The following is a 23,622-nucleotide window of genomic DNA, read 5'->3' as shown; positions in this document are numbered from 1 at the left end:
AGGTGGCGTATATTACGCTTTCCTCCTTCGGAGTCAACCTCTTTTTGAGAGGTTTTTTCCGGCGGTTCAGACAACTTCCTGAACCTCTAACACGCTGGCCTGTAAGCCGTTGTTCCGTGTCAGTGGAGGCGCAGTATAGGGATTTTCTGGCGGCTGACAAGTTTTTATTGCAAATAAATCACCGAGCGTCACATTTTTAACCAGATGAATAAAAAGAATACAACAGTCGATTAAGAATCACCCAGATATAGCCAGAAAACAGCAGACGCCCATCACAAAATTGAGATACGGGATGCCATTCTTGCTGCACCGCAGGCAGATTTCTGCTGGCTTCCAAAATAAAAAAGGACGACCAATGATAAAATCCGCGCGCAGTATGGCCGGACTTCCGTGGATCGCCGCCATGGCGTTCTTTATGCAGGCGCTTGATGCCACCATTCTCAACACCGCTCTGCCCGCCATCGCCCATAGTCTTAACCGTTCACCGCTGGCCATGCAGTCAGCCGTCATCAGCTACACCTTAACCGTCGCCATGTTGATCCCGGTCAGCGGCTGGCTGGCCGACCGCTTTGGTACGCGTAAGGTGTTTATCGTTGCCGTATTCCTGTTCTCTTTTGGTTCCCTCGCCTGCGCGCTATCAGACTCGCTGGGTATGCTGGTGATCTCTCGCGTTATCCAGGGCGTCGGCGGTGCGATGATGATGCCCGTCGCCCGACTGGCCCTGCTGCGGGCCTATCCGCGAAGCGAGCTGTTACCTGTACTCAACTTTGTCACTATGCCCGGGTTGATTGGCCCGGTACTTGGCCCTCTTCTGGGAGGCGTATTGGTAACATGGGCAACCTGGCACTGGATATTTCTCATCAATATCCCGATTGGCGCCCTCGGTATTATCTATGCGCGCAAATACATGCCAGATTTCACCACTCCGAAACGACGGTTCGACATGGCAGGCTTCCTGCTGTTCGGTCTTGGACTGGTTGGGATCTCAAGCGGCATCGAGCTGTTTGGTGAGCGTGTCGTCTCCACCCTTATCGCATTGAGCGTACTGGTCGGGGGGATTCTCCTTCTCCTTCTATATATAGTGCACGCCCGCCGCCACCCTTCTCCGCTGCTGCCACTGCCAATGTTTAAAACCCACACGTTCTCCGTAGGCATCATCGGCAATATCGCCTCCCGCCTGGGTACCGGCTGTATTCCTTTTCTGATGCCGCTGATGTTACAGGTTGGCTTTGGCTATACTGCACTGATCGCCGGATGCATGATGGCTCCGACTGCGCTGGGATCGATTCTGGCAAAATCGCTGGTCACAAGAGTTCTGCGCTGGTTTGGCTATCGTAAAACGCTGGTCGGTATCAGTGTGATTATCGGCGTGCTGATTGCGTCGTTTTCCCTGCAATCAGCGAGCTGGAGCGTGCTGGCAATGTTAATCCCGCTGTTTATTCTCGGGATGGCGATGTCTACCCAGTTTACGGCGATGAACACCATCACCCTTGCGGATTTAACCGATGCCAATGCCAGCAGCGGCAACAGCATGCTGGCGGTAACGCAGCAGCTGGCGATTGGTTTTGGTGTGGCGGTCAGCGCGGCAGTACTGCGCTTTTATGAAAACTTCGATGGCACAACTTTCCAGCACTTCCACGCCACCTTCCTGACGATGGGAGTCATCACCGTGATTTCCGCGCTGGTATTCCTGCTGTTGAAACCGGGGGACGGCCGTAATCTGATCAGCGACCGCGATAAAAAGAAGAAAGCTTAGCGTTTACCCACTGAAGCACGCGCCATGAGTTCCGGTGTCAGCGCCAGCAACTGCAGGTCTGCATCGGGGCTACTCAGCCGATGCAGCAGAGTATCAATCGCCAGCTCACCCAGTTCGTCTTTCGGCTGATGGATAGTACTCAGAGGCGGCGTCATATAGCGCGCCAGCTCAATATCATCGTATCCCATCACCGCCATATCCTGCGGAATGGTCATCCCGGCCTGGAAAAGCGCCTGATAAACGCCAACGGCCATAGCATCATTACTGGTAAATACTGCCTGAGGTCGCGGGTCTAGCATTAACAGCTGCTGCATGGCGTTGAAGCCCCCCTGGAATTCAAAATCACCGTCAACAATATATCCGGGCAGGATCGGTAGCTCCGCCGTGGCCATCGCACGCTGATAGCCTTCAAAGCGCAGGCGCGCTGGCGTCTTGTCCTGAGGACCTGCGATACAGGCAATGCGCGTATAGCCACGGGAAATCAGATGTTGAGTCGCCATTTCCCCTCCCAGCAACGAGTTGTCCTGAATGATGTCGCTGCCGCCTTCAAACGGTGCCCAGTCCATCATGACCAAAGGAATAGAAGGATAGCGGCCAAGGATCTCGGCGGAAGGCAGATGGCTTTCGGTGCACATGATCAGCAAGCCATCAACGCGCTTTTGCAGCAGCGTTTCCAGGCTTCGATCCATGCGGTCCTTATCTCCTTCGGTATTACACAGAATCAGGCTGTATCCACGCTCATAGCAGCTGCGCTCAACGCCTCGCACCACTTCAGCGTAAAACGGGTTGCTGCTGGCGGTCAACAGCATGCCGATGGTGCGGGTCTGATTCAGCTTCAGGCTGCGGGCCAGCGCCGACGGCGCATAGTTGAGCTCGCGGATTGCCGAAGTGACCTTCTCTCGGATCGTCTTGCTGACGAACCGATTGTTGTTAATCACGTGGGATACGGTAGAGGTTGAGACGCCCGCAAGCCGGGCGACATCTTTCATAGTGGCCACGTTTACCCCTGCGATTGCAAGAAACTGTCGATCTCGTCACGCCAGGGTACGGAAGGCTGGGCACCATGGCGCGTTACGGCAATCGCCGCGGCAGCATGGGCAAAGCGCACCGACTCGGCCATCGGCTTTTTCTCCAGCAGTGCAGTAATCAGCGCACCGTTAAACGTATCTCCGGCAGCAATCGTATCCACCGCCTCTACGCGGAATCCAGGGATACGCTGACCGTTGCCCTGCTCGCTCAGCCACACGCCGCGGCTACCGAGGGTGATAAGGACCGAATCAATACCTTTGGCATGCAGCACCGCTGCTGCCTTCGCTGCATCCTCATCGGTTTTTACGGCCACGCCGCTCAGAATCTGCGCTTCGGTTTCATTAGGGGTAATCATATCCACCAGCGACAGCAGTTCATCGGAAAGCGCCGTTGCCGGGGCCGGGTTCAATATCACCCGGGTCTGATTCTGATGGGCAATACGCGCGGCGGCCAGCACGCTATCCAGCGGGGACTCAAGCTGCATCAGTAACGCATCAGCATCGGCAATCACCTGCTGATGCTGAGTCAAGCGCTCGGGCGTCAGCGCCGCATTCGCACCGGCATAAATACCTATGGTGTTTTCTCCTTCACCATTGACAAAAATCAGCGCCACGCCGGTAGACTCCCCCTCAACGGCAATAACCGGTGCCACATCAATACGATCGTCCGCCAGCTGCCTGCGAATACGCTCGCCAATATCGTCATGACCCACGCAGGCAATAAAGGAAATATCCGCGCCGCTACGCCCGGCAGCAACGGCCTGGTTCGCCCCTTTTCCACCAAATGCGACCTGATACTGCCTCCCGATCACCGTTTCACCCGGACGCGGGAACTGCGCCAGATTAAGAATGTGATCTGCGTTGATGCTGCCAAGAACAGCCAGTTTGCCGGTATTTTTCATATGGGGAATCGTCCAGATAAGTGCGCCACCCGAGGGTGGCGCGTGCCATGCTTTTCTTTGATTTATTTGGTGACCAGCTTCAGGTCTACCGGATATACAGCATCTACTTTTTGCCCTTTCAGCACTTTATCAGCGGTTTCTACACCAATAGAACCAATCTGCTCCGGCAGCTGAGCGATGGTCGCGGCCAGTTTGCCGCCTTCAACAGCCTTCACCCCATCAGGCGTGCCATCAAAGCCCACAACTACCACACCAGATTTACCGGCAGTTTGCAATGCGCGTAATGCGCCAAGCGCCATTTCATCATTCTGGGCAAACACCGCCTGCACATCAGGATGCACGGTCAGCAGGTTCTGCATCACGTTCAGGCCCTTAGTGCGATCGAAATCGGCCGGCTGGCTGGCGAGGATATTAAATTTATGCGCATCGGCAGCCTGCTTGAAGCCTTCACCACGCTCACGCGCGGCTGACGTACCGGCAATCCCCTGCAGTTCGATAATTTTGGCGCCGTTACCCAGCTTCTGAGCGATATATTCGCCTGCCTGCTTACTGCCTGCGCGGTTGTCAGAAGCGATATGGCTGACCACTTTGCCCTGTGCCGCTAAACGGTCAAGCGTGATAACCGGGATGTTCGCCTGGTTAGCCATTTTCACCGCATTGCCCACCGCATCAGAATCGGTTGGGTTGATCAGCATAACCTTGGTGCCGCGAACGGTCAGGTCCTGCACGTTTGCCAGCTCTTTCGCCGGGTTATTCTGTGAATCCAGCACCACCAGGTTATAACCCAGCTTATCGGCTTCTTTCTGCGCACCGTCTTTCAGCGACACGAAGAAAGGATTGTTCAGCGTGGATACCACCAGCGCGATAGTATCTTTTGCCAGCGCATTGGTGCTCAGGGTAGCGCTTAACAGTAAAGCCAGTGCAGTCAGTTTTTTCATATTCTTAATCCTGTAGGGTAATCAGTTATTTACTGCTTTTGTTGTCTACCAGCACCGCCAGTAAAATCACTACAGCTTTGACGATCATTTGGTAGTAAGAAGACACACCGAGCAGGTTCAGCCCGTTGTTAAGGAAACCAAGGATCAGCGCACCGATCAGGGTTCCCATAATTCGGCCTTTACCCCCGGCGAGGCTGGTACCGCCGAGCACAACGGCCGCAATCGCATCCAGCTCATAGCCGGTTCCCGCCGTTGGCTGTGCGGAAGAAAGGCGCGCCACTTCAATGGTGCCGGCCAGCGCGGCCAGCATACCGCACAGCGCATAAACGGTGATTTTTACCCGATTCACGCTGATGCCTGAAAGGCGGGTCGCCGCTTCGTTACCGCCCAGCGCATAGATATAGCGGCCCAAACGGGTGTGGTGCAGCATGTACCATGCGGCAAAGAAGACAATTGCCATCAGCCAGACCGGCATTGGGATACCCAGCGGGCGGCCAATACCGAACCAGCCGAACAGATCCGCATTGTCGCTAAAGCCGGTATTCACCGGGCTGCCGTTGGTGTACACCATGGTCACCCCGCGCAGCAGCAGCATCATCACCAGGGTGGCGATAAACGCCTGAACCTTGCCTTTCGCGACAATCGTACCGGTAATACCGCCGATCAGGGTGCCCAGCGCCAGCGAAGCGACAACCGCCACCAGCGCATTCACTTCCAGGCCAACGATCGATGCCGCCACCGCGCCGGTCAGCGCCAGCAGCGAACCAACGGAAAGATCGATGCCCGAGGTCAGGATAACCAGCGTCATCCCCACGGCCATAATGGCGTTAACCGAGGTCTGTTGCAGAATATTGAACAGGTTCGCCACGGTGAAAAAGTTCGGGCTCATGCTGGAGACAATGGCGATCAGCACCACCAGCGCAATCAGCGATTTCTGTTCAAGCAGCCATGCCTTACTGATCAGGCGGCGTGAAGGGATTTTTTGCGTACTCATAGTTATGCCAGCTCCGTGCTGTATTGTTTGCCTACCGCTGCCGCCATCAGAATTTCCTGCGAGGCTTGTTCAATCGGGAAGTCACCGCTCAGGCGCCCTTCGTGCATCACCAGCACGCGGTCGCTCATGCCCAGCACTTCCGGCATTTCAGAAGAGACAAGGATGATGCTCAGCCCCTCTTCTTTAAACTGGTTAATTAGCTGATAAATCTCTTTCTTCGCGCCAACATCCACGCCGCGAGTCGGTTCATCCAGGATCAGCACCTTAGGCCGGGTCATCAGTCCGCGGGCGATAGCCACCTTCTGTTGATTCCCGCCGGAAAGCAGGCCGATCGGCTGATTCATCGAGGGCGTTTTGATGTTAAACAGCTTGATAAAATCCCCGACGGCCAGCTGCTCTTCACCGTGCTTCAGGCGACCGCCGGTATGGCTGAAATACTTCAGGGCGGTCAGCGACATGTTCTCTTTTACCGACATCCCCAGCACCAGGCCATCGCGCTTGCGGTCTTCAGAGATATAGACGATGCCGTTAAGCAGCCCTTCTTCTGGCGAACGCGCCACTACCGTTTTACCGTCCAGCGTTACGGTACCGGCTGAACGCGGCAGCGCACCGTACAGCACCTTCATTAATTCGGTGCGTCCCGCGCCCATCAGGCCCGCCACGCCGAGGATCTCCCCTTTGCGCAGAGTAAAGCTGACATCGTCAACGCCGGAGCCGCTGAGGTGCTCTACTTTCAGACGAACATCACCCGGTGCTTTGTCCAGCCGCGGATACTGCTCTTCCAGCTTGCGACCCACCATCATTTCGATCAGCGACTCTTCGCTTAACGAGTTGACCTCCCGTTCGGCAATAAACTGGCCATCGCGGAAAATAGTCACATCATCGCAAATCTCAAAAATCTCTTTCATACGGTGGGAGATATACACAATGCCGCAGCCCTGCGCCTTCAGCTCTTTGATAACGCGGAACAGCGAGGCAGTTTCGGTATCGGTCAGTGCATCCGTTGGTTCGTCCATAATGATGACTTTAGATTCAAAGCTCAGCACCTTGGCAATCTCCACCATCTGCTGATCGCCGATCGACAGATCGCCCACCAGCTTATGGCTGCTGAAGCGCAGATTCAGGCGTTTCAGCAACGCATCCGCCTTCTCGTGCATCGCTTTCCACTGAATGCGTCCAAAGCGGTTAACGAATTCGCGACCGAGGAAAATATTCTCCGCAATGCTTAGCTGCGGGATCAGATTAAGTTCCTGGTGGATAATGCCGATCCCCGCTTCCTGCGAGGCTTTAGGTCCGTTGAACGTTGTTTCTTTCCCCAACCACTCAAAGTTGCCGGCGTCGCGAGCGTAGATCCCGGTCAGGACTTTCATCATGGTGGATTTACCGGCACCGTTTTCTCCCACCAGCGCCATGACGCGGCCAGGGTAAACGGCAAGTGCAGCCCCCGACAGCGCTTTCACGCCGGGGAAGGATTTATCAATGCCTTTCAGTTGCAGTAAAGGTTGCATAACGGCCTCAGAAGGTCACGCCAGCGTTAAGGATGATATTCGCATACGGAGAACACTCCCCGCTGCGAATAACAGCCTTACTACGTTGTGTTTGTTGTTTGAACTGTTCGTGACTGATATAGCTGATACTAATTGTATTACCCTGGTGTTGTTGCAAGGATTTAAGCAGGGCGATCAGTTCACTGTGGAGCTGCGGATTGTGTTGCAAAATCTCTTCCGCAAGGATGGCGCTCTCAACCTGCATTTCTTCAATTACCGTTTTGGTTACCTGCAAAAAACTGGGAATACCGTGAGTCAGCGCAAGATCGATGCGCTGCGGGCCATGCGGAACAGGCAGGCCGGCATCACCGATGGTCAGGCTATCAGTATGTCCCAAACGGGAAACCACGGACGAAATATCAGAATTCAGTAAGGTGCCTTTTTTCATCTTTCACTCCAGAGCGAAACGTTTCGCTAACTAACAGTTTAAGCAATGGGGAAGGGGAAACAATCATCAAGTTGTGAAAATGTGATCGCTATCGAAACGTTTCGCTAATGAGATGCACTAATTAGTTTGGGGTAATTCCTCCCTCTGAATAATCCTGATTTTTTTACTGCTCACGTCGCCATAACCTGACTTTCCTGTCTCGACGCACAACACACTAAGCAGATAATATTTAAGGCTTCTCTATGTAATGACGGCATATTTTAGTTTATCGCGTAGTTGTCACTCGATAATTTTTATCGAGTGACTATCATAAAACACAGGATAATATTCACCAACTTTATATGTAATAACTAATTAAGTTAAGCAAAACATATAAGACAACATATCAAAGGAACATATTATGCTTCTAAACGAAAGATTTGAAAAAATAAAAAAATACTATATTGACTTTAAGAATTGGTCTAATGAAATAACTGGGAATCACATTCTTTGCTATCAACCAATCAATGAAGAGCAGCTATTAGATATAGTAAACTTCGCTAAAAATAACAATAAAAAAGTCAGACCATTGGGAATGAAACATAATTGGTCTCCACTAACTATTATAAACGGAGAAAATAACAGCAATGTAATACTTGTTGACCTAAAAAAAACCGTAAAAAAAGTTGCCATTACAAAACTTGGTGAACATGCGCTGGTCACAGCAAGAACAGGAATTACGATGCTGGAATTTGTTACTCAGCTGGAGCAACAAAAGCTGGGCTACGTTGGAATGCCAGCACCTGGAGATCTAACATTAGGTGGTGTTTTAGCTATTGGTGGACACGGCACCTGTATACCCGCTAAAAATGAAAAATACCCTCAGGGTGGATCTTATGGTTCTATGAGCAACTCAATTATTTCTCTCAAGGCAGTAGTATGGAATTCAGAATCAGAAAATTATGAGATGAAAACCTTCCAACGAACTGAACCAGAGATGGCGGCATTTATGGTTCACGTTGGCCGGGCACTGGTTTATGAAGTCACTTTACAAGTACCTCGCAACCAACGTCTACGCTGCCAAAGTTATGTTAATATTACAGCTGATGAACTTTTTGCTAAAGATAGTAGCGGGAAAAAAACGTTCAGCTCTTTTCTGGACCAATGTGGACGCGCCGAGGCTATATGGTTCCCTTTCACCGAAAAACCATGGCTTAAGACATGGACTATAACTCCTGTTTATCCCTCTATATCACGTCCAGTTCATTCCCCCTTTAACTATGAATTTTCAGATAATCTTCCCCTAAAAATCTCCAATCTGATTAAAAAAATCAACAATGGACAACCGGAGCTCACTCCGTCACTTGGAAAATTACAAGCCGAGCTTGTCGATATTGGTCTCGGAATAACAAACACCTTTGATCTGTGGGGCTGGAGTAAAGACGTGCTGATGTATGTCAAACCTACTACGCTACGTGTAACCGCAAATGGTTATGCGATTTTGACACGAAGGGATAACATTCAGAGCGTATTGTACGATTTTGTTAGCCATTACAGAAAAATGGTCGCTAGCTATGAAAGCCATAACTCATGGCCGATGAATGGTCCTATTGAAATAAGAGTCACTGGATTGGATAAACCTGATGAAACACTGATTTCAGGAGCAGTAATGCCAGCATTATCAGCGATAAAACCAAATAAATCTCACCCTGAATGGGATGTTGCCGTCTGGCTGGATATCTTGACTATGCCAGGAACTCCGGATGCATGCAGGTTTTATAATGAAATGGAAAAATGGATATTCTCCCACTTCAATAATAATGATTGTGCAGTTCGTGTAGAATGGAGTAAAGGGTGGGCATACAGTAATGAATCCGCATGGGATAATCAAGAAACCCTCAAAAAAACCATCCCTGAAACATTTAGCAATAAAGAGGAGGATAGCCAAAGCTGGAATGATGCCATTAGTACGCTAAACAACTATGATCCTTACAATTTATTCACATCCCCATTCATTGAGAAGCTTTTTGATATTGGTTAATGAACCGTAATAAAAAACCTCCATAAATGGAGGTTTTTTATCAATTAAAGAATTGAATGTTAGCCACCCCATTCCCAATCATAATGATAGGTTATACGGCTAGCATCACCACCAAGAAGGCTACCAGCTCCAGCTACAGCCTTAAAAAGTCCATAACCCAACGAGTCGGCAAAACGATGTACTCCCCCCAGTCCAACTGCATCAAAACTTTTACCTACTGATGAAACAAGCGTCGTATTAAGCACATCATTCGTAACTTTCACAGAATCAATTATAACATTTCCTTTGAAGCGTAAAACATCAGAAAAAAAACCAGCGCCGGACACTTGCATAATTTCTTGTGTTGTAAGCTCTTTCATTTTCATATCCTTATAACAAGATGAGATTTACTAAAATAATGCGAACACATCATTAACTTATATAAGGGTAAAAACAATAGCAAAACATACTGTTAATATTATAATTGTTGTTTTTTCTTATAAGTTATCTATTTTACGAACCTGTTTCACATCCAGCTCCACTGAATTAAAGTTCTTATCCAGTTTACCCTGTAATTCGACCTTATCCTGCGGACCAACGACCAGTCCTTTCCAGCGCTTATGGTCAATCTCGACCGTCATAGTGCCGGTGGCATCGCGAAACAGATAGTCTTCATCACCGATGCGTTTCTCGATATTACCGCGCATCGTTACCCAGGCGTCGTCTTTCATATCCTGCGCCTGTTTTACGGTCACCATCGTGCCATTCGGGCCGCTAAAGCCCCCTTCCTGAACGACGGACGTCGGTGCACTCGGATCAACAAAGCCGCCTCCCTGTACGGCCAGAACCGGGGTAGAAATCAGGGCGGTAATCGCCAGTAATGCAGCTGTTTTTTTCATGTTCATCTTTATCACCTTTCTTCCTGAACGGAGGCAGCGTTCCACTGCCGGAGGGTCTCTGAAAGTGATTAAAACAAACGCTTCTTAACAGGATCTTAAGGAACGCCCGCTGATGAGTTTATTTCTGTTTGTTGCGTAAATTCAGGCAATTTCGCCGATGCTTCCTGTACAAGCCGCATCCTCATTTCGTATAAAACGGCTAACAACAAAGGATAAGCCGATGAGAATTTTACTGATTGAAGACGATCGCCTGATTGGTGACGGAATTAAAGCCGGGCTGGGCAAGCTGGGCTTTAGCGTTGACTGGTTTACTCAGGGGCATGACGGTTTACTCGCCCTCAGCGCCGCGCCCTACGATGCCGTGGTGCTGGACCTCAGCCTGCCGGAGATCGACGGGATGGACATTCTGCGCCAGTGGCGACAGCAGGGCCGCGATGAGCCAGTGTTGATACTGACCGCCCGCGACGCCCTTGAGCAGCGGGTCGAAGGCCTGCAGCAGGGCGCTGACGACTATCTGTGTAAGCCATTTGCCCTTACTGAAGTGGCGGCACGGTTGCAGGCACTGATCCGCCGACGTCACGGCCAGCTACAGCCTACGCTGCAACACGGCGGTGTGATCATGGAACCCGCTTCCCACAGCGTCACCCTGGACGGCAAACCGCTGGAGCTGAAAGCGCGCGAACTGGCGCTGCTGGAGCTGTTTCTGCTCAACCCGGGTCGAGTGCTGACCCGCGCCCGGCTGGAAGAGAAGCTCTACGGCTGGGATGAAGATGTCTCGAGCAATGCGGTTGAGGTGCATATCCATCACCTGCGCAAAAAGCTGGGCAGTGAATTTATCCGTACCGTTCACGGCATTGGCTACACGCTGGGGGCATTATGAAAAAAAGAAGCCTGCGGCTGCGGCTGACGGTCGGTTTTCTGCTGCTGAGCATTCTGTGCTGGGGGGCGGCCGCAGTAGGCGGCTGGTGGCAAACGCGGCACAATATCAATCAGCTGTTCGATACCCAGCAGATGCTGTTTGCCAAGCGGCTGGCGGCAATCAATCCTGAACGACTCAGCACCGATCCCCTCACCCTGCCAAAAACCAAAAAACTGCTGCGCCATCATCGTGGCGATCAGGAAGATGATGCGCTGGCCTTCGCCGTGTTCAGCCGCGAAGGGAAAATGCTGCTCAATGACGGCGATAACGGCAAAGATTTCCCCTTCAGCTACCAGCGCGACGGGTTCACCGACGGCAGGTTAAACGGCGATGACGATATGTGGCGGCTGGTGTGGCTGACTACGGCGGACGGTCGCTATATCGTGGCGGTGGGCCAGGAGTGGGAGTATCGCGATGATATGACCCGCGATCTGGTTCGGGCCAGCCTCAGCCCCTGGCTGGTTGCGCTACCGGTAATGCTGCTGCTGATGCTTTGGCTGGTCAGCCACGAACTGAAACCCCTCAAGTACATTGCGCGACAGCTGCGCCAGCGGGCGGCGGATGATGCCGCGCCGCTCGAAACAGGGCGCGTCCCACAGGAAGTCCGTCCCTTGCTGGACGAGCTGAATCAGCTGTTTGCCCGTATTAGTGCCATGCTACTGCGTGAACGGCGCTTCACCTCCGATGCCGCCCACGAGCTGCGCAGCCCACTGGCGGCGCTAAAGGTCCAGGCCGAAGTGGCACAGCTGGCACACGACGATGCCTCAACGCTCGGCCACGCGCTGAATAATCTGGATATCGGTATCGATCGCGCCACACGGCTGGTGGATCAGCTGCTGATCCTCTCGCGGCTGGATAACGGCCAGGATCTGCAAAAACAGCCGCTGGAAATGCAGTCTCTATTGCAGCAGGCGGTGGTCGAGCACTATGAACAGGCGCGGGAAAAAGGGATCGATCTTAGCCTGGATGCGCCAGAAGAATCGCTCAGGCGCCTGGCAAACCCGCTTCTGCTGGCCCTGCTGGTGCGCAATCTGCTGGATAACGCCATCCGCTATGCACCGGAGGGCAGCAAGGTGGGGCTGGTACTAACGGAAAACAGCCTGACGATAAGCGATAACGGCCCCGGTATTCCGGCGGACATCCTGCCGCGCATCGGCGAACGTTTTTACCGGCCTCCGGGCCAGGAGCAATCCGGTAGCGGTTTGGGATTATCGATCGTTCATCATATTGCCCGGCTTCACGGCATGAGGGTGACGCTGAAGAATCGGGATGAGGGAGGATTAGCCGTTACGGTATGGCTGTAGGGCGCGGCCATATTCAGACCGCGCCCGCCGATCAGATTTCGACCTGCGTACCCAGCTCGATCACCCGGTTAGGCGGGATTTCAAACTGATCCGGCGCGCGCAGGGCGTTCTTTTGCAGCATCAGGAACAGCTTGCCGCGCAGGCGCAGATACCACGGTCGTTTACCGATAATTAGCGATTCGTGGGACATAAAGAACGAGGTTTCCATCATCCGGCAGCTCAGCCCTTCCAGACCGCAGCGGTGGAAGATCTCCTCAACGTTTGGCGTTTCGCGCCAGCCATAGCTGGCCACCACGCGCCAGAAGGTTGGAGAAAGCTGCTCAATGGTCACGCGTTTCACATTATGCACGTACGGCGCATCTTCGGTGCGCAGCGTCAGCAGCACCACGCGTTCATGCAGCACCTTGTTATGCTTAAGATTATGCAGCATGGCAAAAGGGATCACGTTCAGCGCGCGCGACATATACACTGCGGTTCCTGGCACCCTGACCGGCGGCGATTTCTCCAGTGAGGCGATCATCGCCTCCAGCGAATTCCCGTGTTCATGCATACGGCGCAGCAGGCGGAAGCGTTCGCTTTTCCAGGTAGTCATAATCACAAACATTACCAGTGCCAGCGTCAGCGGTAGCCAGCCGCCGGAGAAAACCTTCACCAGGTTGGCCGAGAACAGGGAAACATCAATACACAGCATCGCCACAAGGATTAGCAGTGCCAGATAGCGATTCCAGTGCCAGTTTTTGATCGCCACCGTTGTACACAAAATAGCCGTCAGCACCATGGTACCGGTCACCGCAATACCGTAGGCCGCAGCGAGGTTGCTGGAGTGCTTAAAGCCAACGATCACGATCACCACGGCAACAAACAGCAGCCAGTTAATCACCGGAATATAGATCTGACCGGATTCCTGCTCTGAGGTGTAAACAATACGCATCGGCGGCAGATAGCCCAGACGAACCGCCTGGCGCGTCAGCGAGAATACGCCGGAAATCACCGCCTGAGAGGCGATCACCGTGGCCAGGGTCGCCAGCAGCAGCAGCGGGATCAGCGCCCAGTCAGGCGCCAGCAGGAAGAACGGGTTTTTGATGGCTTCAGGATGTTTCAACAGCAGCGCCCCCTGGCCAAAATAGTTCAGCACCAGCGACGGCAGCACCACGATAAACCACGCCAGTCGAATAGGGAATTTGCCAAAGTGGCCCATATCCGCATACAGCGCTTCCACCCCGGTAATTGCCAGCACCACGGCACCCAGCGCGAAGAACGACACGGTTTTATATTCAATAAAGAAGTGAACCGCCCAGTAAGGGTTCATTGCCTGCAGTACGTCCGGGTTATTGAGGATGCTGCGCGCGCCCAGCACCGCCAGCACCACAAACCACACCAGCATCACTGGCGCAAACAGCTTACCGACGATACCGGTACCGTGTTTCTGAATCACAAACAGCAGAGTCAGCACGGCAATCGCCAGCGGGACGATATAGCTGTCGAGCGACGGTGCCGCAATCTCCAGCCCTTCTATCGCCGACAGCACCGATACCGCCGGGGTTATCACCACTTCGCCATAGAAGAAGCTACCGCCAATCAGGCCCATAATCAGCAGGATCGCGGTTGCACGCCCGCCGGTATTGCGCCCGGCCAGCGACATCAGCGTCAGAATACCACCCTCACCGGCGTTATCCGCTCGCATGACGTAGGTGATGTACTTGAGGGATACCGTCAGAATCAACAGCCAGAAAATCAGGGAGAGGAAACCAAATACCGCATCACGCTCTACGCCAAAGCCGAACTGTCCCGACAGACATTCGCGCAGGGTATACAGTGGGCTGGTACCGATATCACCGTAGACCACGCCTATTGCGGCAAGGGTAACGGCACCAAGGGATTGCTTTTTGTCAGAGCTCATAGGTTAATCTTTTGTTGCAGCCGGCCAGCGCGGGATTGCGCACAGTATGCATGATTCATCACGAATGCCTATTGTTTATTGACGGGATATCGCCCAATCGGAACTCACTTCAATGGCCAGTGTCACCCTTTGACAATAAAAAAGCTGACTGCTATCAACTCTTTCAAGCATCATAGTCAGTAGTGTTTGCGCTCGCCAGCCATCAATGCTGGCCTGACCGTAGAAAAAGGATGGATGTTTGATTATGGCCCAGTCTCACCTACTGGCGGAGCGTATTTCCCGCCTGAGCAATGCATTAGAGAAAGGACTTTACGAACGCCATCACGCGATTCGACTCTGCCTTCTTGCCGCGCTATGTGGCGAAAGCGTTTTTTTACTGGGGCCGCCGGGCATAGCCAAGAGCCTGATCGCCCGACGCCTGAAGTTTGCTTTTCAGCACTCCCGCGCCTTTGAATATCTGATGACCCGCTTCTCAACGCCGGAAGAGGTGTTTGGCCCGCTGTCCATCCAGGCGCTTAAGGATGAGGGGCGCTATCAGAGGCTCACCAAAGGTTATCTTCCCGACGCGGAGATCGTCTTCCTTGATGAGATCTGGAAAGCCGGTCCGGCGATCCTCAATACCCTGCTGACCGCCATCAACGAGCGCCGTTTTCGCAACGGCGACAATGAAGAAAAAATTCCAATGCGGCTGCTGGTGACCGCCTCCAACGAACTGCCGGAAGCAGACAGCGGACTGGAAGCGCTGTATGACCGCATGCTGATCCGCCTGTGGCTGGATAACGTCCATGAGAAACAAAATTTCCGCAGCCTGCTGACCCACCAGCAGGATGAAAATCAGAATCCGGTGGCGGAATCGCTGTGCATCAGCGACGAGGAGTATCTGGCCTGGCAGCAGGGCATTACCAAAGTGAACCTGCCGGATGATGTCTTCGAGCTGATCTTCCAGCTGCGCCAGCTATTAGAGAACCAGCCGGGGGCGCCGTATATTTCCGACCGCCGCTGGAAAAAAGCCATTCATCTGCTGCAGGCCAGCGCCTTTTACAGCGGGCGCAATTCTATCGCGCCGATCGATCTGATCCTGCTGAAAGACTGCCTGTGGCACGACGTGAATTCGATGAAACTGCTGGATCGTGAAATTGATAATTTGCTGACTCAGCAGGCGTGGCAGCAGCAGCCGATCCTGATAAAACTGCAGCAGGTTAACGCCCGCCGTCTGGCGCTTCAGCAGCAGCAGAGCGTTGAGCAGGCCATTCGCCTGGAGAAGCACGGCGGCATGTTCAGCCGTAAACCGCACTTCGAGCTGCCCGCCGCGCTGTCGGCCGATGAGCTGACCCTGATGCTGCAAAAGCCGCTGACGCTGCATGATATGCAGGTTACGCACGTCACCCTTGCCCGCGAGGCGCTACATCACTGGCTGCAAAAGGGTGGAGAGGTGCGCGGCAAGCTGAACGGTATCGGCTTTGCGCAGGTGCTGGACCTGCACGTGGACGCTCAGGAATGCCTGACGCTGCGTGATATCAGCCTGCAAAGTTCGCGGCTGATGCTGCCCGGCAAACTCCAGCAGACGCTGCCGGAAGAGATTATCCAGACGCTGGATGAGCTGGATACTCAACTTCGCGCCCAGCGTACGCTGTTCAGCCAGCACCATCGCTGCCTGTTTATCAGCGATGACTGGCTGGCCCGCGTCGAAGACAGCCTGCAACAGGTGGCCGAACAGCTGAAGCAGGCACGTCAGTGATCTCACTCGATACGCTGAGTATGTTACTGACCATCAGCGAAAACGAGCTGATCGAAGAAGTGGCCATCGCCATGCTGGCCTCCCCCAAGCTGGCCGCTTTTTTTAAAAAATTCCCGGGGCTGAAAAATGCCCTGACCCGCGATTTACCCAACTGGAAAGCCGGGGTTCTGCAACAGCTGAAATCCACCCCGGTACCGGAGGATGTGGCCGAAGAGTTCAGCCGCTTCCAGCACTTTCAGTCACTGAACAGTCACGAATTCAGTGTCCAGTTGCCCGAACTGCTCACGTGGCTGGATACGCATTCATCCCAGTTTGCGGAAAAAGCCCGTCTGCTGGTCGAACATGCGGAGATCGGTCATCTCAGTGCGGCGCAGCAGACGCTGTTTCTACAGCGCTGGCGGCTGAGCCTGACGCTGCAAACCCTGTCGCTGAACCAACAGCTACTGGATCAGGAGCGCGATAAGCTGCTGGCGGAACTACAACACCGGATGGCAATGAGCGGCCAGCTGGCTCCGGTACTGGCCAGCGATGATGATGCCGCAGCGGGCAGGCTGTGGGATTTGACCCGCAGCTCGCTTCAGCGCGAGGATTATCAGCTGATTGTGCAGTACGGCGATTTTCTGGCGGGGCAGCCCGAGCTGATGAAGCTGGCCGAACAGCTGGGCCGCAGCCGCGAAGCCAAAGCCGTTCAGGCGGAAGAGGCACCGCTGGAAGCCTTCCACCAGCTGGTACGCGAGCCGGAAAGCGTGCCGGAGGAGGTCAACGGGCTGCATCAGAGCGATGATATCCTGCGCCTGCTGCCGCCGGAGCTGGCCACCCTCGGCATCAGCGAGCTGGAATTCGAATTTTATCGTCGGCTGGTGGAAAAACGGCTGCTCACCTATCGGCTGCAGGGTGAAAGCTGGCGCGATAAAATCACCGAGCGGCCCGTGATCCATCAGCATCATGACGAACAGCCGCGCGGGCCGTTTATCGTCTGCGTGGATACCTCCGGTTCCATGGGCGGGTTTAACGAACGCTGTGCAAAAGCCTTCTGCCTGGCGCTGCTTAAAGTGGCGCTGGCCGACAACCGCCGCTGCTACGTTATGTTGTTTGCCCATGAGGTTGTGGGCTACGAACTGACCGCCGGAGACGGCATCAGCCAGGCGATACGATTTCTCAGTCAGCGCTTTCGCGGCGGTACCGACCTCGCCGCCTGTCTGGATGAAGTGCTGAAAAAACTCAGCAGCAGCCCGTGGCAGGATGCCGATGCGGTGATCCTCTCCGATTTTATCGCTCAGCGCCTGCCGGAAGAGCTGGTCAAACGCGTTCGCGATCATCAGAACCGCCAGCAGCAGCGCTTCCACGCCGTTGCCATGTCCGATCATGGAAAACCGGCCATCATGCGCATCTTCAACCATATCTGGCGCTTTGACACCGGGCTGAAAAGCCGCCTGCTGCGCCGCTGGCAGCGCTAACCCCTCTCCCCTGCGCCCTTTGCGCAAAATCCTGCAAACCTTATTTGCTATAGTCATATATCGGCTTTAGCCAACCGGCAGATGGGAGCATCACGTGACAGCACAACAACAACATCAGAGCGGACTTCCCGCCCCTACCCGCACGCTTCTTCTTAACGGCGGCGATCCCGAACAAAAACGTCAACAGCTGCTCGCTTACTTCCGCCAGACTTGGGAACTCTACGAGCGCCTGTTTGACTGCCTGGCGGACGAACAGGCGTATTACACTAAAGCGATCCCGCTACGCCATCCGCTGATCTTCTATTTTGGCCATACCGCCACCTTCTACATTAATAAACTGATGGCGGGCAGGCTGATTGACGCCCGAATTGATGACCGGATCGAAGCCATGATGGCGATCGGCGTTGATGAAATGAGCTGGGACGACCTGGATAACAGCCACTACAGCTGGCCATCGGTCAGCGAACTGCGTGACTATCGCGGTAAGGTCCGTACCCGCGTGGAGCAGTTTATCGAAACCATGCCGCTGTCGCTGCCTATCGGCTGGGACAGCCCGGCGTGGGTGATCCTGATGGGGATTGAACACGAACGCATTCATCTGGAAACCTCCAGCGTGCTGATGCGCCAGCTGCCCATCGAATGGGTCAAGCCTCAGCCCCACTGGCCGGCATGTGCTGATGCCCGTCACGATCGCCATGCGGTTCCGGAAAATTCGCTTATCGCCGTGGCCGGTGGCCGGGTGACCCAGGGAAAAACCGATCAAACTTACGGCTGGGATAACGAATACGGCACGCAGGTAAGTGAAGTGAAGCCCTTCCGCGCCAGTAAAATGCTGGTCAGCAACGCCGAGTTCTTCACCTTCGTCGCGGCGGGTGGCTATCAACAATCACGCTGGTGGGATGAAGAAGGCCTGGGCTGGCGGGAATTTTCTAAAGCCACCATGCCAACCTTTTGGGTCGGGGACGCCGAACAGCCGGATACCTTACGCCTGAGGTTGATGACGGAAGAAGTGCCGATGCCGTGGGACTGGCCTGCCGAAGTGAACCAGCTTGAGGCCGCCGCTTTCTGCCGCTGGAAGGCCGAGGAAACCGGTAAATCTATCCAGCTTCCCGCAGAGAGCGAGTGGATGCTGCTGCGTGAGCAGGTTGCTGGCGATCAGCCCGACTGGGACACCGCGCCGGGCAATATCAATCTGGCCTACTGGGCCTCTTCCTGCCCGGTGGATTGCTTCAGTCAGGGTGATTTCTTCGATCTGATCGGCAACGTCTGGCAGTGGACCACCACGCCCATTAACGGCTTTGAAGGATTTCGCGTGCATCCGCTGTACGACGATTTCTCCACACCGACCTTTGACGGCAAACATGCGCTGATCAAAGGCGGAAGCTGGATCTCCACCGGTAACGAGGCGCTGAAATCTGCGCGCTATGCCTTCCGCCGCCACTTCTTCCAGAATGCCGGATTCCGCTATGTTGTTTCCAGCCATCAGGAAACCATGGCGCAAAATCCGTACGAAACCGACACCATGGTGTCACAGTATCTGGATTTCCAGTACGGCCCGGAATATTTCGGCGTGGCCAACTATGCACGCGCGCTGGTGGAAATCGCCTGCGGTCTGACGGATAAAAGACAGCGTGCGCTGGATATCGGCTGTGCCACCGGCCGTGCCAGCTTTGAACTGGCTCGTCATTTCGAGCAGGTGGTGGGCATGGACTACTCGGCACGCTTTATTGACGTGGCGCTGCAGCTCACCGGCGGAGAGGATTTCCGCTATGTCACCCAGGAAGAGGGTGAGCTGGTGGAATATCGCCAGGTCCGGCTGAAAGATTTTGGTCTGGATACCCAACAGGCCAGCCGAATTCACTTCGTACAGGGCGATGCCTGCAACCTGAAACCGCAGCCGGAATACTACGATCTGGTACTGGCCTCCAACCTGATCGACCGGTTACGCCAGCCTGAGCGCTTCCTGGAGGATATCAGCGGTATGATCCGTAGCGGCGGCGTACTGATGCTCTCCTCACCCTATACCTGGCTGGAGGAGTATACGCCGAAAGAAAACTGGCTCGGTGGAGTGCGTGAGAATGGGGAAGCCCTGACCACTTACCAGGCATTACAGCGACTGCTGGCGGCGGATTTTGAAGAGATCGCGCCGGCACAGGATATTCCGTTTGTCATTCGCGAAACGGCACGTAAATACCAGCACACACTGGCGCAGCTGACCCTGTGGCGTAAACGCTGACCTCCCCTACCCCGCAGGCACTCTGCTGCCTGCGGTTCACTTCAATCGATTGCCATCGCCTTCACTATCCCGCACAGTAACGCTATTGCAAGCGCCCGCTAATAATCATGGAGCCACTATGGCCGAAAATATACAGCCCGATAATCTCGATCGCGGCATTCTGATCGCCCTGATGGACAATGCCCGTACCGCCTACGCCGAGCTGGCCAAGCAGTTTAACGTCAGCCCCGGCACCATCCATGTGCGCGTCGAAAAGATGAAGCAGGCAGGGATCATCAAAGGCACGCGGGTAGAAATCGATCCAAAGCAGTTGGGTTATGACGTCTGCTGCTTTATTGGCATTATTCTCAAAAGCGCAAAGGATTACCCTTCAGCACTGGCCCGTCTTGAGGCACTTGATGAAGTGGTGGAAGCTTATTATACCACCGGGCATTACAGTATTTTTATCAAGGTGATGTGTCGATCTATTGATGCGTTACAGCAGGTGCTGATCAATAAGATCCAGACCATTGACGAAATTCAGTCCACGGAAACGCTGATCTCCCTGCAGAACCCGATCATGAGGGCAATCAAGCCCTGATCGGGCGCTTACTCGCCTCTCTCAGACGATCCTGTGAATCATTTTATGCACAGATGTTTTCCTTTGTGCTTAATGCTATATCCATGTAATACCCCTACTTACCCACAGGTAGATCCCAATCTGATCACAGAGTACAATGCCCACCTTTGTGACTCAGAGATCCCATCATGGCCGATATTACCTTAATCAGTGGCAGCACCTTAGGCAGCGCAGAATACGTTGCCGATCATCTGGCAGAGAAGCTGAACGAGGCGGGTTATACCACCGAAACACTGTACGGCCCGGAACTGGATGAAGTGAAGCCTGAAGGGATATGGCTGGTGGTGAGCTCAACCCACGGTGCCGGTGAACTGCCTGAAAATATTCAGCCGTTCTTTGATGCTATAAAGGAACAGCAACCGGATCTGAGTAACCTGCGCTACGGTGCGGTAGGCATAGGCAACCGTGAATACGACCTGTTCTGCGGTGCTATCGATCAGTTTGAAACGCTACTGAGCTCGCTGGGTGCGAAACGCATTGGTGATTGCCTGAAAATTGACGTCCTCGAACATGAGATTCCGGAAGATCCTGCCGGCGTTTGGGTGGAAACCTGGAAAGATTCGATCTAAATATCGCGTGGATCGGGCCTCGATCGACTGTCCGATCCACGCGGTCGAGGCTTTTCAGTATCTGAGTTTTGTAAATTATGTGCTTTTTCGCCTGGTTTTTCGGCATTCATCTGTGGATAACCATGCTTAATACCCCGTAATAACCAGTTGTTATCCCAAGAACAACTGAGTACCTTGACTGGGCCTGTGTATAACATGGGATTTAGATCCCAGCTTATACGGATCGGGATCACCGATCATTCACAGCTAATGATCCGCCTTAATATGTTGATCCTTATCAGCAAAAAGTGCTTATCCACAGACCAGGACGATCCTAATAGAAGATCTAATAAAGAGATCTTTAAATAAAAAAGATCTTCTTTTTAATACGTGAAGATCCCGCCGCTTTCCCCGTCGTCTAAAGTTGAGTAGAATTCACGCCCCGGGCAACGATCCCTTAATCGCACAAACCGCGAGGTGCAGTACCATGTTTTATCCAGATCCTTTTGACGTCATCGTAATCGGTGGTGGTCATGCGGGAACCGAAGCTGCAATGGCAGCTGCCCGTATGGGTCAACAAACCCTGTTATTAACCCACAACATCGATACGCTCGGGCAGATGTCCTGCAATCCGGCGATCGGGGGAATCGGGAAAGGACATCTGGTTAAAGAAGTGGATGCACTGGGTGGGCTGATGGCTCATGCCATTGACCAGTCCGGTATCCAGTTTAGGATACTAAACGCCAGCAAAGGGCCAGCAGTCAGGGCAACCCGTGCCCAGGCGGATCGCGTGCTGTATCGTCAAGCCGTTCGTACCGCACTGGAGAATCAACCAAACCTGATGATCTTCCAGCAGGCGGTTGAGGATCTGATTGTCGAAAACGATCGTGTCGTCGGTGCCGTTACCCAGATGGGCCTGAAGTTCCGTGCGAAAGCCGTGGTGCTGACCGTCGGGACGTTCCTTGATGGCAAAATCCATATCGGACTGGATAACTACAGCGGTGGCCGTGCCGGCGATCCGCCATCCATTCCACTGGCACGTCGCCTGCGTGAGCTGCCGCTGCGCGTTAACCGCTTAAAAACCGGTACACCGCCACGTATTGATGCCCGCACTATCGATTTTAGCGTGCTGGCAACCCAGCACGGTGATACACCGATGCCGGTCTTCTCGTTCATGGGTAACGTAGCTCAGCATCCAAAGCAGGTGCCGTGTTACATCACCTACACCAATGAGAAAACTCACGACGTGATCCGTAATAACCTCGATCGTAGCCCGATGTATGCCGGGATCATCGAAGGGATCGGTCCTCGCTACTGCCCGTCGATCGAAGACAAGGTTATGCGCTTTGCCGATCGTAATGCGCACCAGATCTTCCTTGAACCGGAAGGCCTGACCAGCAATGAAATCTATCCAAACGGCATCTCAACCAGCCTGCCGTTCGATGTGCAAATGCAGATCGTCCGCTCAATGCAGGGGATGGAAAATGCCAAAATCGTGCGTCCCGGCTACGCCATCGAATACGATTTCTTCGACCCGCGCGATCTGAAACCATCGCTGGAAAGTAAATATATTCAGGGTCTGTTCTTCGCCGGACAGATCAACGGTACCACTGGCTATGAAGAAGCCGCCGCCCAGGGACTGCTGGCCGGGCTGAATGCCGGTCGTTTCTCTGCGGATAAAGAGAGCTGGGCGCCGCGTCGCGATCAGGCTTATCTTGGCGTGTTGGTTGACGATCTCTGCACGCTCGGCACCAAAGAACCGTACCGCATGTTTACCTCACGTGCCGAGTACCGCCTGATGCTGCGTGAAGACAACGCCGACCTGCGCCTGACCGCTACCGGTCGTGAGCTGGGGCTGGTCGATGACGTCCGCTGGGCGCGCTTCAATGAAAAACTGGAGCGTATCGAACTGGAGCGCCAGCGCCTGCGTGATATCTGGGTTCACCCGAAATCCGCGACCGTTGATGAGATCAATACGGTTATCAGCGCACCGCTGACCAAAGAAGCCAGCGGTGAAGATCTGCTGCGTCGCCCTGAAATGACCTATCAACAGCTGATGACATTGAGCACTTTCGCCCCGGCGCTAAGCGATGAGCAGGCTGCCGAGCAGGTTGAAATTCAGGTGAAATATGAAGGTTATATCGCACGCCAGCAGGAAGAAATCGACAGACAGCAGCGTAATGAAAACACACTACTGCCGGTGGAGCTGGACTATCGTCAGGTGAGCGGCCTTTCTAACGAAGTGATCGCCAAGCTTAACGACCACAAACCGGGATCGATCGGGCAGGCTTCGCGTATTTCCGGCGTTACGCCTGCAGCGATTTCCATTCTGCTTATCTATCTTAAAAAGCAGGGACTGCTGCGCAAAAGCGCATAACGACGTCAACGGGGGACGGATAGTCATCCGCCCCCTGCCCGGCATTTCTGCTGCCGTAAATCTTAATTTTCTG

At 53.7% G+C, this 23,622-nt stretch carries 19 protein-coding genes; 10 read left to right on the top strand and 9 right to left on the bottom strand.

Annotated elements, in window-relative coordinates; all coding sequences use genetic code 11:
- The first annotated feature begins 355 nt into the window (after positions 1–355).
- Positions 356–1,756 (top strand): multidrug transporter subunit MdtD, encoded by a 1,401-nt coding sequence (gene mdtD / locus AC07U6_RS14790; RefSeq protein WP_494764355.1) that lies wholly within the window; start codon positions 356–358, stop codon positions 1,754–1,756.
- On the opposite strand, the gene rbsR is transcribed toward mdtD, so the two are convergent.
- The 6 genes from rbsR to rbsD form a co-directional block, all read right to left on the bottom strand.
- The gene (gene rbsR, locus AC07U6_RS14785) at positions 1,753–2,754 is read right to left on the bottom strand and encodes a ribose operon transcriptional repressor RbsR (protein WP_494764356.1); all 1,002 of its coding nucleotides are present in this window, start codon (positions 2,752–2,754) and stop codon (positions 1,753–1,755) included. The two genes, mdtD and rbsR, sit on opposite strands and share 4 nt — an antisense overlap.
- Before the next feature lie 2 nt (positions 2,755–2,756).
- Positions 2,757–3,686 carry a ribokinase gene (rbsK, locus tag AC07U6_RS14780; protein WP_494764357.1) on the bottom strand — a complete coding sequence of 310 codons (930 nt, stop codon included), beginning with the start codon at positions 3,684–3,686 and terminating at the stop codon, positions 2,757–2,759.
- A 62-nt stretch (positions 3,687–3,748) separates the two neighbouring features.
- Positions 3,749–4,624: a ribose ABC transporter substrate-binding protein RbsB gene (rbsB, locus tag AC07U6_RS14775; RefSeq protein WP_494764358.1), complete on the bottom strand. Its 876-nt coding sequence runs from the start codon at positions 4,622–4,624 to the stop codon at positions 3,749–3,751.
- A 25-nt stretch (positions 4,625–4,649) separates the two neighbouring features.
- A complete protein-coding gene (gene rbsC / locus AC07U6_RS14770) occupies positions 4,650–5,618 on the bottom strand; it encodes a ribose ABC transporter permease (protein ID WP_494764359.1) in 969 nt (322 codons plus the stop codon).
- Between the two features lie 2 nt (positions 5,619–5,620).
- Complete coding sequence (gene rbsA, locus AC07U6_RS14765) at positions 5,621–7,126, bottom strand: ribose ABC transporter ATP-binding protein RbsA (RefSeq protein ID WP_494764360.1); 1,506 nt, start codon at positions 7,124–7,126, stop codon at positions 5,621–5,623.
- A 7-nt stretch (positions 7,127–7,133) separates the two neighbouring features.
- Entirely contained in the window at positions 7,134–7,553 is a 420-nt protein-coding gene (rbsD, locus tag AC07U6_RS14760; RefSeq protein ID WP_494764361.1) for a D-ribose pyranase, read from the bottom strand.
- A 400-nt stretch (positions 7,554–7,953) separates the two neighbouring features.
- Here rbsD and AC07U6_RS14755 point away from each other — a divergent pair, with 400 nt between their 5' ends.
- Positions 7,954–9,573: a cholesterol oxidase substrate-binding domain-containing protein gene (locus tag AC07U6_RS14755; RefSeq protein WP_494764362.1), complete on the top strand. Its 1,620-nt coding sequence runs from the start codon at positions 7,954–7,956 to the stop codon at positions 9,571–9,573.
- A gap of 59 nt (positions 9,574–9,632) precedes the next feature.
- Here the strand turns inward: AC07U6_RS14755 and AC07U6_RS14750 are convergent, their stop codons facing one another.
- Both AC07U6_RS14750 and AC07U6_RS14745 read right to left on the bottom strand, forming a co-directional pair.
- Complete coding sequence (locus AC07U6_RS14750) at positions 9,633–9,932, bottom strand: hypothetical protein (protein WP_494764363.1); 300 nt, start codon at positions 9,930–9,932, stop codon at positions 9,633–9,635.
- Positions 9,933–10,049: 117 nt separating this feature from the next.
- On the bottom strand, positions 10,050–10,451 hold the full coding sequence (locus AC07U6_RS14745) for a YgiW/YdeI family stress tolerance OB fold protein (protein ID WP_494764364.1): 402 nt from the start codon (positions 10,449–10,451) through the stop codon (positions 10,050–10,052).
- A 220-nt stretch (positions 10,452–10,671) separates the two neighbouring features.
- On the opposite strand from AC07U6_RS14745, the gene qseB reads away from it, so the two are divergent.
- Positions 10,672–11,331, top strand: coding sequence for a quorum sensing response regulator transcription factor QseB (gene qseB, locus AC07U6_RS14740; RefSeq protein ID WP_494764365.1), 660 nt, complete (start codon positions 10,672–10,674; stop codon positions 11,329–11,331).
- Positions 11,328–12,674: a quorum sensing histidine kinase QseC gene (gene qseC / locus AC07U6_RS14735; RefSeq protein WP_494764366.1), complete on the top strand. Its 1,347-nt coding sequence runs from the start codon at positions 11,328–11,330 to the stop codon at positions 12,672–12,674. The genes qseB and qseC overlap by 4 nt, the downstream gene beginning before the upstream one ends.
- 31 nt (positions 12,675–12,705) lie before the next feature.
- Here the strand turns inward: qseC and kup are convergent, their stop codons facing one another.
- On the bottom strand, positions 12,706–14,574 hold the full coding sequence (gene kup / locus AC07U6_RS14730) for a low affinity potassium transporter Kup (protein ID WP_494764367.1): 1,869 nt from the start codon (positions 14,572–14,574) through the stop codon (positions 12,706–12,708).
- A 244-nt stretch (positions 14,575–14,818) separates the two neighbouring features.
- Here kup and ravA point away from each other — a divergent pair, with 244 nt between their 5' ends.
- From ravA to mnmG, 6 genes are all read left to right on the top strand, one after another.
- Positions 14,819–16,312, top strand: coding sequence for an ATPase RavA (gene ravA, locus AC07U6_RS14725; protein ID WP_494764368.1), 1,494 nt, complete (start codon positions 14,819–14,821; stop codon positions 16,310–16,312).
- Positions 16,309–17,769 carry an ATPase RavA stimulator ViaA gene (gene viaA / locus AC07U6_RS14720; protein WP_494764369.1) on the top strand — a complete coding sequence of 487 codons (1,461 nt, stop codon included), beginning with the start codon at positions 16,309–16,311 and terminating at the stop codon, positions 17,767–17,769. The genes ravA and viaA overlap by 4 nt, the downstream gene beginning before the upstream one ends.
- 94 nt (positions 17,770–17,863) lie before the next feature.
- On the top strand, positions 17,864–20,005 hold the full coding sequence (ovoA, locus tag AC07U6_RS14715; RefSeq protein ID WP_494764370.1) for a 5-histidylcysteine sulfoxide synthase: 2,142 nt from the start codon (positions 17,864–17,866) through the stop codon (positions 20,003–20,005).
- Positions 20,006–20,123: 118 nt separating this feature from the next.
- Complete coding sequence (asnC, locus tag AC07U6_RS14710; protein WP_494764371.1) at positions 20,124–20,585, top strand: transcriptional regulator AsnC; 462 nt, start codon at positions 20,124–20,126, stop codon at positions 20,583–20,585.
- Positions 20,586–20,752: 167 nt separating this feature from the next.
- Positions 20,753–21,193 (top strand): FMN-binding protein MioC, encoded by a 441-nt coding sequence (gene mioC / locus AC07U6_RS14705; protein ID WP_494764372.1) that lies wholly within the window; start codon positions 20,753–20,755, stop codon positions 21,191–21,193.
- 466 nt (positions 21,194–21,659) lie between these two features.
- Complete coding sequence (gene mnmG / locus AC07U6_RS14700; protein WP_494764373.1) at positions 21,660–23,549, top strand: tRNA uridine-5-carboxymethylaminomethyl(34) synthesis enzyme MnmG; 1,890 nt, start codon at positions 21,660–21,662, stop codon at positions 23,547–23,549.
- Positions 23,550–23,622: the final 73 nt, after the last annotated feature.

The sequence above is a fragment of the Erwinia sp. GW821-FHT03D09 genome (assembly GCF_059420805.1).
The sequence above is the reverse complement of the archived record's forward strand: the minus strand, read 5'-3'. Positions and strand labels throughout refer to the sequence as shown.

What these genes read in the sequence shown, in the direction of transcription:
- mdtD (WP_494764355.1), top strand. Translation starts at nt 356, where the DNA reads ATGATAAAATCCGCGCGCAGTATGGCCGGACTTCCGTGGATCGCCGCC.
- rbsK (WP_494764357.1), bottom strand. Translation starts at nt 3,686, where the DNA reads ATGAAAAATACCGGCAAACTGGCTGTTCTTGGCAGCATCAACGCAGAT.
- rbsB (WP_494764358.1), bottom strand. Translation starts at nt 4,624, where the DNA reads ATGAAAAAACTGACTGCACTGGCTTTACTGTTAAGCGCTACCCTGAGC.
- rbsC (WP_494764359.1), bottom strand. Translation starts at nt 5,618, where the DNA reads ATGAGTACGCAAAAAATCCCTTCACGCCGCCTGATCAGTAAGGCATGG.
- rbsA (WP_494764360.1), bottom strand. Translation starts at nt 7,126, where the DNA reads ATGCAACCTTTACTGCAACTGAAAGGCATTGATAAATCCTTCCCCGGC.
- rbsD (WP_494764361.1), bottom strand. Translation starts at nt 7,553, where the DNA reads ATGAAAAAAGGCACCTTACTGAATTCTGATATTTCGTCCGTGGTTTCC.
- AC07U6_RS14755 (WP_494764362.1), top strand. Translation starts at nt 7,954, where the DNA reads ATGCTTCTAAACGAAAGATTTGAAAAAATAAAAAAATACTATATTGAC.
- AC07U6_RS14750 (WP_494764363.1), bottom strand. Translation starts at nt 9,932, where the DNA reads ATGAAAGAGCTTACAACACAAGAAATTATGCAAGTGTCCGGCGCTGGT.
- AC07U6_RS14745 (WP_494764364.1), bottom strand. Translation starts at nt 10,451, where the DNA reads ATGAAAAAAACAGCTGCATTACTGGCGATTACCGCCCTGATTTCTACC.
- qseB (WP_494764365.1), top strand. Translation starts at nt 10,672, where the DNA reads ATGAGAATTTTACTGATTGAAGACGATCGCCTGATTGGTGACGGAATT.
- qseC (WP_494764366.1), top strand. Translation starts at nt 11,328, where the DNA reads ATGAAAAAAAGAAGCCTGCGGCTGCGGCTGACGGTCGGTTTTCTGCTG.
- kup (WP_494764367.1), bottom strand. Translation starts at nt 14,574, where the DNA reads ATGAGCTCTGACAAAAAGCAATCCCTTGGTGCCGTTACCCTTGCCGCA.
- ravA (WP_494764368.1), top strand. Translation starts at nt 14,819, where the DNA reads ATGGCCCAGTCTCACCTACTGGCGGAGCGTATTTCCCGCCTGAGCAAT.
- asnC (WP_494764371.1), top strand. Translation starts at nt 20,124, where the DNA reads ATGGCCGAAAATATACAGCCCGATAATCTCGATCGCGGCATTCTGATC.
- mioC (WP_494764372.1), top strand. Translation starts at nt 20,753, where the DNA reads ATGGCCGATATTACCTTAATCAGTGGCAGCACCTTAGGCAGCGCAGAA.
- mnmG (WP_494764373.1), top strand. Translation starts at nt 21,660, where the DNA reads ATGTTTTATCCAGATCCTTTTGACGTCATCGTAATCGGTGGTGGTCAT.